Genomic DNA, 9,520 nt, shown 5'->3' with positions numbered 1-9,520 from the left:
CAAAAGAAGGCGCAGCTATCATCGCAATCACCGCCAACACAGCAATAGTGACCATTAACTCAATGAGCGTAAATCCTAAACTTCTACGCATTGTTTACCCCTGTTTATTATGACCGCCTTCTTTATTATTTTAGATTATCGGTTTTTTTTACAGAACCAATACAATCAAGATTAAGGGCATAAAAAAACGGATGAGTAACACTCATCCGTTCTCAAAAAACCTTTTTGTTTAAAATTAAGCCTGTGTCACTTGTATTCTTAACTCTTTCGGCAAGCTAAAGGTAATATTTTCCTCACGCCCATCTAACTCTTTGGGGGCATCTGCACCCCAATCCTGTAACCGCTGGATCACTTGTTTAATTAAAATTTCAGGCGCAGAAGCACCTGCCGTAACGCCAATTTTATCCGTCTTTTTAAACCAAGCCTGTTCAAGCTGATCAGCATTATCGACTAAATATGCCGATTTTCCCATACGCTCTGCCAGTTCACGAAGTCGATTGGAGTTGGACGAATTTGGAGAACCGACCACAAGCACAACATCACACTGCACAGCTAAATCACGCACCGCGTCCTGACGGTTTTGCGTAGCATAACAAATGTCATCTTTACGTGGTCCCTGAATATGAGGGAAGCGTGAACGCAAAGCATCAATGACTTTAGCCGTATCATCAATCGACAACGTGGTTTGAGTTACGAAAGCCAACTTCTCAGGATGTCTCACCGCTAGCTCAGCAACGTCCTGCTCATCTTCAACCAGATAAATATCTCCGCCACTTTTTTTATCATATTGTCCCATGGTGCCTTCGACTTCTGGATGACCTTCATGACCAATCAAAATCGCTTCTGTTCCTTCACGGGCATACTTGGTCACTTCAATATGAACTTTGGTTACCAATGGACAAGTGGCATCAAAAACTTTTAAGCCGCGTTGTTCTGCTTCAAGCTGAACTGCTTTAGAAACGCCATGCGCGCTAAAAATCACAATCGAATCATCTGGAACCTGATCCAGTTCATCAACAAAAATTGCACCACGCTGACGTAAGTCATCCACCACAAATTTATTATGAACCACTTCGTGGCGCACATAAATCGGGGGGCTGAAACATTCCAGAGCGCGATTGACGATCGCAATCGCACGGTCTACACCAGCACAAAAACCTCGTGGATTTGCCAATACGATTTGCATATGATCCTCAACAGATGAATAAAATAGACAATATTTTAAATTTTTAAGAAAGATAAGCGCCTAAACTTTCCCTACAACTCTTTAGTTTAAGCCTTCGGTACACTACAATAGCGAAGATATTTTATCATATCAGGAAAAATATCATGTCGGGTTTATTGTTTGTCGTTTCTGCTGCTTCAGGAACGGGCAAAACATCTTTAGTCAAAGCCCTACTGGAACGTGTAACCAATTTACACGTCTCTGTTTCACATACCACCCGTGGACAGCGATCAGGCGAACTCGACGGTGTACATTATCATTTTACCACAAAAGATGCTTTTCTAAGCCATGTCGAACAGAACGGTTTTATTGAATATGCTGAGGTTTTTGGTAACTATTATGGGACTTCGCAAGCCACTGTAGAACAGCAACTTGCAAAAGGTCATGATGTTTTACTTGAAATTGACTGGCAGGGTGCACAACAAGTTCGTCGACTTTTTCCTGATTCCCGACAAATTTTTATTCTTCCCCCAAGCCAATTTGATTTACGTCAACGTTTATCTAACCGCGGCACAGATTCAGTTGAAGTCATTGAGCATCGTTTAGGCTGCGCCGTTGAAGACATGCAACAATATGTCAATTTTGATTATGTCATTATCAATGATGACTTTAATAAAGCTTTACATGATTTAGAGTCGATTATTACTGCGAACCGTTTGACACTTGCCCAACAGGTCTATCGTCATCAGTCGTTGATCGAACAACTCATCACGCCAAATAGCGAATAGACTTGAGTCTGCGCTCAATACATTTTATACTTTGCAGTCTAGTTGTATTCATCACCCGAGAACTTATATGGCACGCGTAACCGTTGAAGATTGTTTAGACCATGTAGACAACCGCTTTGAGCTTGTACTAGTGGCAAGCAAACGCGCGCGTCAGCTTGCTCGTCAGGGCATTGAACCTACTGTAGAATGGGATAATGACAAACCAACTGTCGTTGCATTACGTGAAATTGCAGCAGGTCACGTGACCAAAGATATTTTAAAACAACGCGATCAAGACTATCAAACGTCTAGCCTTGATTTAGCGTTGTCTGCAAACAGCTTAAATTTGGAAGGTTTTTCTTTCCAATAAGCGTTTCAATATAAAAAAGGGTGCATTATTGCACTCTTTTTTTATGCCCAAAAAAAATTAAAAGATTTGCCATTCAACCTTACAATTTATTTTTCAGATTCATCTATTTGTCATCATTTTTTCTTTATTCTTTTATTCAACCCATCCCTTTTGCTCAAAAATAAAACACTTGCATCCTAAAATTGGTGAAAAAAATGCATCTCGCCTCTCAAAAATGATGCATCTACATAAAAGATTTGATACAACTGTAAGATTCGATTGATTCTGCCGATCTCCCCAATTGAAATTTACCCGCGAATATTTGTGTGAACGAATTGACAAAATTTGCGATATGCATTTCATTAAGAGATAGATAGATTCTCATTATTCACTGTAAATAAAGGTGCTCTATGCCAGGCGAAGAGGTCAGCCAAGCCAAGCAACAGCTCAAACTTATTATCGATGCCTATTTAAAAGCTGAGGATGTCGAGCGTGTGCTTGCTGCCTGTGATTTTGCCGATCTGGCACACTCAGGAATCACCCGTAAAAGTGGTGAGCCTTATGTGCTGCATCCTATCGCGGTGTGTTGTATTTTGGCGCATATGCGTCTGGATGCAGAAACCTTGATGGCTGCGTTATTGCACGATGTCATTGAGGATACAGAATATACCAAAGATGATGTGGCAGAGCGTTTTGGACGGACTGTTTCAGATTTGGTGGATGGTGTAACCAAACTGACCCATTCCAGTGATAAGCAATTTAATAAAGCGGCTTCTTTCCGTAAAATTTTACAAGCGACCTTGCAAGACCCGCGTGTCATTATTATTAAGCTTGCAGATCGCTACCATAATATGACCACGCTAGATGCCTTGCGTCCAGATAAACGCGCTCGTATCGCGCAGGAAACGCTGGATATTTTCGTTCCGATGGCGCGTATTGTCGGCATGAATGAAATGGCGGATAACCTTGAACTATTGTGTTATCAAAATCTTGATCTGGATATGTACAATAATGTTCAGACCGCTTTACTCGAAAGTAAACCCAAACGCTGTGAATATCAGACCCAATGGGAAAAGCATTTAGCAGATTTACTCCTTGCTTATCAAATCAATGGTCGAATTAAAAAGAAAAATAATAATATTGAATTACTGCGCCACTTTGTCAAAAATGAAATTGATTTGCACGAACTTACGCACAGCCATGCTTTTGAAATCATCTTACAGAGTATTGCAGACTGTGATCGTTTAGTTGAAGCACTCCGTGAAAACTTTGAAGTGTTGCATTATGAAGATCATATTCGTCGCCCATTGCCAGGCGGTAATCAATCTTTATTGATGAAACTAAAAGGTGAAAATACCACGCTTTCTTTAACGATTCAGACGGAATTGATGCGTAAAGCGGCGCGTTTCGGGGTGGTACTCGGTGAAAATGCACCGCAGGCCTGCCGTTCAGCCATTCAGGCGTCTATGCAGAATTTAAATACCCTGATTGATGATGCTTGTGCTAAAACCACATTCAATGATTTACTCGATTATCTGCATCAAGAAAAAATCTGGGTCTATACCCCACATGGACATTTGCATGAATTGCCTCAAGGTGCAACGGTGGTAGATTTTGCCTATGCCGCCAGTCTCTTTTTGGGCAACCATGCGGTAGGTGCTAAAGTCGATGGTGAAATTCGTCCGCTTTCTACGCCATTGACCAGTGGTCAGGTGGTTGATGTCATTACCGATGTGTTAGCCACACCTAATCCAGATTGGCTCAGTTTTATTAATACGCAAAAAGCGCGTCGAGCCCTGCAAAATATTTTGCGGGATCAGGATATTGAAGAACAGCGCCTGGTTGGACAACAAGCTTTAAATCGAGCATTAAAACTGTTTAATCGATCCATCAATGATTTATCTGAATCGGACTGGATGGATGTGTTGCAATGGCGTCATGTTGAAAATAAAGATACATTATTTGAACAAATTGCAGTGGGTGACCTTTTACCGCAACTGGTCGCCAATCATTTATATGTACAGCAGGACACAGCGCAAGCTGAAACGCATGAATCTGATCGATTAATTCAGGGAACTGAAGGGATTGATGTTAAATATGCACATTGCTGTAATCCAGTGTTAGGCGATCCAATTCAGGGTCATCTGTCTCGACGTGGTCTGATTGTGCATCGCGCTCGATGTCATAATTTATTGCATGAACAACATTTGCATCCAGAAAATATCATGCCTTTACAGTGGCAATCAGATGATCTGGAGGATGTCAGTTTTAATGCCTATTTATGCGTAGAGCTGGCAATGGATGACGAGCAAGTCTCCGAATTGATTTATCTATGCCGTAAATCGCACATTGGGGTCGAACAAGTGTATCCAACCACTGACTGTACTTATGTCAATATTGTGGTTAATAATCGTAAACAAATTGCACAAATTATCCGTGATCTGCGTATGCAATTTAACTTCCCTCGCATTTCCCGTCTGGCACTGCCACCCGCTATTATGGAAAGCTCTCAGGCAAGCTAATCATTTTTGAAAAAACAAGACTGAATAAATTCCTGATAATTCATGAATCGGTCTTTTGCCTAACAGCCGCATGGATTATGATGGTCAGAATATCAGATTTAGGAGAAATCAATGACCCGTCAAGTGATCCATACGGAAAATGCACCTGCTGCGATTGGAACTTATTCTCAAGCAATATTAGTGGGTAATACACTGTATTTATCAGGTCAAATTGGTTTAGACCCATATAGTATGGAACTTGTTGAAGGTATTGAGGCTCAAATTCGCCGCGTATTTGATAATTTAAAAGCGGTCTGTGAAGCGGCAGGCGGAACACTAGCAGATATCGCGAAACTTAATATTTTTATGACTGATTTATCTCATTTTCAGCTCGTCAATCAAATTATGGGTGAGTATTTTGCTCAGCCTTATCCTGCACGCGCTGCGTTGGGTGTCGCAAGTTTACCCAAAGGTGCTTTGGTTGAAATGGACGGAATTGTAATTATTCATCAATAATTTATGCGTTTTTTAATGATTTCAGCTTTCAGCATTTTAATTCTATAGAGCACATCACGTTATTAAGAAGTCCGAGCCATGCTCGGATTTTCCATTTGTTTCTTAGCTTTTTATTCAAAATGACAATATTAAAAATCGTATTTTCAAATGAATTTCATTGACAAACGATAATAATTATCAATAATATCAGTTATCCCATTTATTAATGCGAATAAGTCTGATGTACGTGTGTTTATGTCGCGGTATTACCGATCAAGATATTAAAGATGCTGTTGCAAACGGTGCTGAAAGCTATCGAGAAATTCGTGATTTACTAGATTTAGGCACGTGCTGTGGTCGTTGCGCACCAGAAGCTCGTACGATTATTAGTGATGAATTGGCTGAAATTGCTGCGCGTATTTCAGTTGCAGCCTAGATGGCGATAAATTTATTTTGAACATAATTATAACAATATTATCATGATCCCCAGATCATACTCTCCTCCCCGCTTGTGACTCTAAGCGGGTTTTATTTTATCTATATTTTATATTTAGTTGTTTTTGATTGCGATTTTCATTTGCTGTTCCATAAATTACTCGCTTGAAGCTCAAATCTTCATTAAAATGATCTGAAAAAGATGGCCTTGAACCTTAGTCGGGGCAAAATTTGTTTTGGGAGTCCGCGCAATGAAAGGCAATCGTGAAGTCATCAATCAACTGAATCAAGTGCTTTATCATCATCTCACTGCGATTAATCAGTATTTTTTACACTCTCGTATGTGTAATGACTGGGGAATCGAAAAACTAGGTTCAAGTGAATATAAAGAATCAATTCGCCAGATGAAACATGCCGATAAAATTATTGAGCGTATTTTATTTTTAGAAGGTCTACCAAATCTGCAACATCTGGGCAAACTTTATATCGGTCAACATACCGCAGAAGTTTTAAAGTGTGATGTACGTAAAGTCAAAGAGAACATTGAAGTCGAAAAGAAAACCATTGAAGTGTGTGAATTGGCTCAGGATTACGTCTCTCGTGATTTAGTTCGTGAAATTCTGGAAAAAGAAGAAGAATATTGGGACTGGACAGAAACGCAAATTGACTTGATTGACGATGTTGGTATCGAAAACTATATCCAAAGTCAGGTTTAATTCTGTTTTAATCATTTGTTTTCTCAAAAAATCCAAGCAAAGGCAGATCCAGCTGATCTGCCTTTATTTATTGGCGAGGTGAAGCTACATCCTGCTGTAATGTTTGTGCATTTTGACTTTTAATTTTTTCAATTTTTGCATTTATGCGCAAAACATCCTGATAAAGCTGATTGAATTGTTTAACCTGTGCAGCGTCATAAAATGAGATCTTGCCGTCTTGTTTCTGCCAGCGATGATTTTTTAATAACTCAAACATTTGCTCTGCTTTGCTATAAATCTGTTGTTCCAGATTAAACAACGCATATTCTTTTCGTTGATCTTGTTTTTGGTTAATTTTGACCAATAGCGTTGCTTTCATCTCAGGATGAATGGATAAACTGCGTGCCTGATTTAAAAAATGCTGTTGAGATTCACTATTATCCTGCAAATAATTCGTTTCTATCATTTTTACATCTGCCAGCATTTGTGTGGTTTCCACATAATTATGCTGACGATCCTGATCAAGTCGATCTACATCCAGAAACTGATCCCATTTGGCGGCTTTTAGCTCACGTAAATACAGATTTCTCGCTTCGGCATTTTGCATCCAGTAATTGAGCAAAAACTCTGACATGATTTTATAATCACCATATAGCCGTTTATCATGGACATCCAGATGAATAGGCTGTTCCCAGTTTTGTGCTTGATCATAAAGCTGCTGCATTTTTTCAGCCATGACCACATCGAACATTTCTCGGTTATACACATCATCACGTTGGTATTGTGAATTTTTATAAAACCAAAAGACACAACCAACCAGTAGGATTAATAGCACAAAGCCTATGGTTAAACGGCGTACTGACATATACACCTCCTTGATTTATTTGCTTGTTGTTATGTTTTATCGTGATGTCTGAATTCAATCTCAAATTTCATGCTCTTAAAGATCACTCAATTGCACAAAATGTAATGCTGTATTGCAATTTTTGTACTTTAAACGCGATCCACTCGCCTCTATTATAAAGTTATTAAATAAAATTGAGTATCCATCATGCGCGTAGATATCTGGTCAGATGTGGTGTGCCCCTTTTGTTATATTGGTAAGAAACGTCTTGAGCACGTTGCAGAGCAGGCAGGTATCGAGTTAGAGATTCATTGGCATAGTTTTGAGTTGGATCCGAATGCTCCCGCCAAACATGATATGTCAAATACAGAGCGTCTAGCGATTAAATATGGTCGTAGTTTTGAAGAAATGCAAGAAATGGAACGTAATATTGCCGAAATGGCAGCCGGTGAAGGAATCGATTTCCAATGGCAGCAAGCCAAATCTGGTAATAGTTTTAATGCACATCGTATCATCCATTTAGCACAAAGTAAGGGCTTAGGAAGTCAAGCGGAGGAAGCATTTTTCCATGCATATATGACGGAAGGTCTTGCTATTGGTGAAAGTGAAGTTGTAGAGGAAATTGCCTCCAGAATTGGCTTGGATCATGCCGAAGTCGAGTTTGTACTTGATAGCGATGAGTTGGCTGATTTTGTCCGTCATGATGAAAAAATTGCGCATGAACAGCTCAATATTAGTGGTGTGCCTTTTTTCGTGTTCGATCAAAAGTTAGCTCTGTCAGGCGCACAGCCACGTGAGGTTTTTCTACAGGCTTTACAGCAAGCGCAGGATCAGCCTCAATCATCCATCGCCGCTACGACGGCAGCAAGTTGTCATGATGACAGTTGCGAAATTCCGCAAAAATAAATCTCGGTGTTAAACTGGGTTCGTCGAGGCTTATTTTGCAATGCTGCGTTGCATAAATAGACTAGGTTCACTGATTGAGAACTTTTAAAATGAGATGCATCAACTGCGCTGTAATTTTAATTTCTCGTCATGCTCATCCAACCCAATCAATGGATGAACAGCATTGAGTTTATCCCCCTCATTCAGGGGGATTTTTTATAGCCTTTTTCATATAGCAAGATCAATCTCATAAATCCTACGTTTGGCCATGCACTGAATGCCAGGTACAAGCGGACGCACATTGGTAATTTCCCAAGCCCAATATCCTTCTTTCCAATAGTTTGCACAGGCCATTTCAATTTCATCTTTACGCCATGCATGTACAGCAACAATATCAATGATTGCCATCGCTGTCCCGATCTGTTCATCACCGTCTTTATGCAGAAACTGCGTATTTTGTACGATCACTAAATCACGTAGCGGCAAATGTTCGGGTCGCCATGAACGAATTTCCAGTTTTTTCTGTCCTGAGATAATTCGCTCACAAGCGGGCGCTACGATAGAGAGTGCTTTTAATTTTTTCACAGTATTGCTCTGGATTTATTTTTGAGTATTGTAAAAGTTTCACGAATGGATGAAATACAAAAAATTGCTTTAGACACTTTATGGAAAAGTTCTTTCACCCAAAGTATGTGGCTTGCAACGAAACTGTCAAGGTTGTTACTAAACTTGATTTCTTATTAACAGCTCTGCCACAAATTCAGGCTGAATCTTGTGTTTAGATAAATTCAATGACTCGTTCGACTCAATTCAGGTCATGGATATCTCAACCTAAATAAGAGGAAATGAAAATGGCAACTGATCAAAATCCTAATGTATTAGATACAGCCAACACTTCGACAGCAAATGAGCAGGAATCAGCAAAAAAATCACGTTTCTCTCCAACTGTAAAAGGTGTGGTAATAGGTGCGGTAGCAGGCAGCATTCTTCCTGTTTTTGGAACCTTTAGTGGTGCGTTGATTGGAGGTATAGCTGGTAAGATTTATTCTCGTCGCTGCCAACATACTCATGCTTCAGCCTAAATAAAAAAAGGATTTGAATCACTTTAATCACTTATTCTTATCTTAATATCTTGAAGACTCTCCCTTTGTGGAGAGTTTTTATTTGGTCTATATAATTTTTTTGGTTCAATTAAAATTTTGGCACTTGAGCTTTATTGATTCTAAATGGTGTAATCCATGATTAAAGCTTATCTAGCGCTTGGCCTTGCGATTATATTTGATGTCATTGCAACATCTTCGTTGCCACATACCAAAGGCTTTACCCATGCACTTTATACCTTAATCATGGTGATTTGCTATGTCTGTGCATTCTATTTATTAAC

13 protein-coding genes are annotated in these 9,520 nt (G+C 39.6%); 9 read left to right on the top strand and 4 right to left on the bottom strand.

The features are described from left to right. Positions 1-91, bottom strand: a 91-nt coding sequence (locus JR005_RS06490; RefSeq protein WP_218665808.1) for a type IV pilin protein, incomplete at its 3' end; no start/stop codon positions are given. A gap of 144 nt (positions 92-235) precedes the next feature. Next, positions 236-1,186, bottom strand: coding sequence for a 4-hydroxy-3-methylbut-2-enyl diphosphate reductase (gene ispH, locus JR005_RS06485; RefSeq protein WP_004985120.1), 951 nt, complete (start codon positions 1,184-1,186; stop codon positions 236-238). A gap of 143 nt (positions 1,187-1,329) precedes the next feature. Between ispH and gmk the strand changes: the two genes are divergently transcribed. The 6 genes from gmk (at position 1,330) to bfr (ending at position 6,428) form a co-directional block, all read left to right on the top strand. Next, positions 1,330-1,953 carry a guanylate kinase gene (gene gmk, locus JR005_RS06480; RefSeq protein ID WP_004995247.1) on the top strand — a complete coding sequence of 208 codons (624 nt, stop codon included), beginning with the start codon at positions 1,330-1,332 and terminating at the stop codon, positions 1,951-1,953. A gap of 67 nt (positions 1,954-2,020) precedes the next feature. Then, positions 2,021-2,302, top strand: coding sequence for a DNA-directed RNA polymerase subunit omega (gene rpoZ / locus JR005_RS06475; protein WP_004985115.1), 282 nt, complete (start codon positions 2,021-2,023; stop codon positions 2,300-2,302). A 389-nt stretch (positions 2,303-2,691) separates the two neighbouring features. Continuing rightward, positions 2,692-4,803, top strand: coding sequence for a RelA/SpoT family protein (locus tag JR005_RS06470; RefSeq protein WP_151829913.1), 2,112 nt, complete (start codon positions 2,692-2,694; stop codon positions 4,801-4,803). A gap of 111 nt (positions 4,804-4,914) precedes the next feature. Continuing rightward, a complete protein-coding gene (locus JR005_RS06465; RefSeq protein ID WP_004985108.1) occupies positions 4,915-5,298 on the top strand; it encodes a RidA family protein in 384 nt (127 codons plus the stop codon). A 220-nt stretch (positions 5,299-5,518) separates the two neighbouring features. Further along, the gene (locus tag JR005_RS06460; RefSeq protein ID WP_010588682.1) at positions 5,519-5,713 is read left to right on the top strand and encodes a bacterioferritin-associated ferredoxin; all 195 of its coding nucleotides are present in this window, start codon (positions 5,519-5,521) and stop codon (positions 5,711-5,713) included. Positions 5,714-5,963: 250 nt separating this feature from the next. Beyond that, positions 5,964-6,428, top strand: a complete 465-nt coding sequence (bfr, locus tag JR005_RS06455) for a heteropolymeric bacterioferritin subunit Bfr (protein ID WP_004995250.1) — start codon at positions 5,964-5,966, stop codon at positions 6,426-6,428. 67 nt (positions 6,429-6,495) lie between these two features. Here bfr and JR005_RS06450 read toward each other — a convergent pair whose 3' ends face one another. Next, a complete protein-coding gene (locus JR005_RS06450) occupies positions 6,496-7,272 on the bottom strand; it encodes a hypothetical protein (protein ID WP_218665736.1) in 777 nt (258 codons plus the stop codon). A gap of 186 nt (positions 7,273-7,458) precedes the next feature. Between JR005_RS06450 and JR005_RS06445 the strand changes: the two genes are divergently transcribed. Beyond that, the gene (locus JR005_RS06445; RefSeq protein WP_218665735.1) at positions 7,459-8,157 is read left to right on the top strand and encodes a DsbA family oxidoreductase; all 699 of its coding nucleotides are present in this window, start codon (positions 7,459-7,461) and stop codon (positions 8,155-8,157) included. A gap of 207 nt (positions 8,158-8,364) precedes the next feature. Here the strand turns inward: JR005_RS06445 and JR005_RS06440 are convergent, their stop codons facing one another. Continuing rightward, positions 8,365-8,721, bottom strand: coding sequence for an ASCH domain-containing protein (locus tag JR005_RS06440; RefSeq protein WP_218665734.1), 357 nt, complete (start codon positions 8,719-8,721; stop codon positions 8,365-8,367). 266 nt (positions 8,722-8,987) lie between these two features. Between JR005_RS06440 and JR005_RS06435 the strand changes: the two genes are divergently transcribed. Both JR005_RS06435 and JR005_RS06430 read left to right on the top strand, forming a co-directional pair. Further along, entirely contained in the window at positions 8,988-9,218 is a 231-nt protein-coding gene (locus tag JR005_RS06435) for a hypothetical protein (RefSeq protein WP_004985094.1), read from the top strand. Positions 9,219-9,374: 156 nt separating this feature from the next. After that, positions 9,375-9,520, top strand: a 146-nt coding sequence (locus JR005_RS06430) for an SMR family transporter (protein ID WP_267460121.1), incomplete at its 3' end; no start/stop codon positions are given.

The organism is Acinetobacter sp. Colony158 (assembly GCF_019264745.1).
Taxonomy (GTDB): domain Bacteria; phylum Pseudomonadota; class Gammaproteobacteria; order Pseudomonadales; family Moraxellaceae; genus Acinetobacter; species Acinetobacter ursingii.
The sequence above is the reverse complement of the archived record's forward strand: the minus strand, read 5'-3'. Positions and strand labels throughout refer to the sequence as shown.

What these genes read in the sequence shown, in the direction of transcription:
- ispH (WP_004985120.1), bottom strand. Translation starts at nt 1,186, where the DNA reads ATGCAAATCGTATTGGCAAATCCACGAGGTTTTTGTGCTGGTGTAGAC.
- gmk (WP_004995247.1), top strand. Translation starts at nt 1,330, where the DNA reads ATGTCGGGTTTATTGTTTGTCGTTTCTGCTGCTTCAGGAACGGGCAAA.
- rpoZ (WP_004985115.1), top strand. Translation starts at nt 2,021, where the DNA reads ATGGCACGCGTAACCGTTGAAGATTGTTTAGACCATGTAGACAACCGC.
- JR005_RS06470 (WP_151829913.1), top strand. Translation starts at nt 2,692, where the DNA reads ATGCCAGGCGAAGAGGTCAGCCAAGCCAAGCAACAGCTCAAACTTATT.
- JR005_RS06465 (WP_004985108.1), top strand. Translation starts at nt 4,915, where the DNA reads ATGACCCGTCAAGTGATCCATACGGAAAATGCACCTGCTGCGATTGGA.
- JR005_RS06460 (WP_010588682.1), top strand. Translation starts at nt 5,519, where the DNA reads ATGTACGTGTGTTTATGTCGCGGTATTACCGATCAAGATATTAAAGAT.
- bfr (WP_004995250.1), top strand. Translation starts at nt 5,964, where the DNA reads ATGAAAGGCAATCGTGAAGTCATCAATCAACTGAATCAAGTGCTTTAT.
- JR005_RS06450 (WP_218665736.1), bottom strand. Translation starts at nt 7,272, where the DNA reads ATGTCAGTACGCCGTTTAACCATAGGCTTTGTGCTATTAATCCTACTG.
- JR005_RS06445 (WP_218665735.1), top strand. Translation starts at nt 7,459, where the DNA reads ATGCGCGTAGATATCTGGTCAGATGTGGTGTGCCCCTTTTGTTATATT.
- JR005_RS06435 (WP_004985094.1), top strand. Translation starts at nt 8,988, where the DNA reads ATGGCAACTGATCAAAATCCTAATGTATTAGATACAGCCAACACTTCG.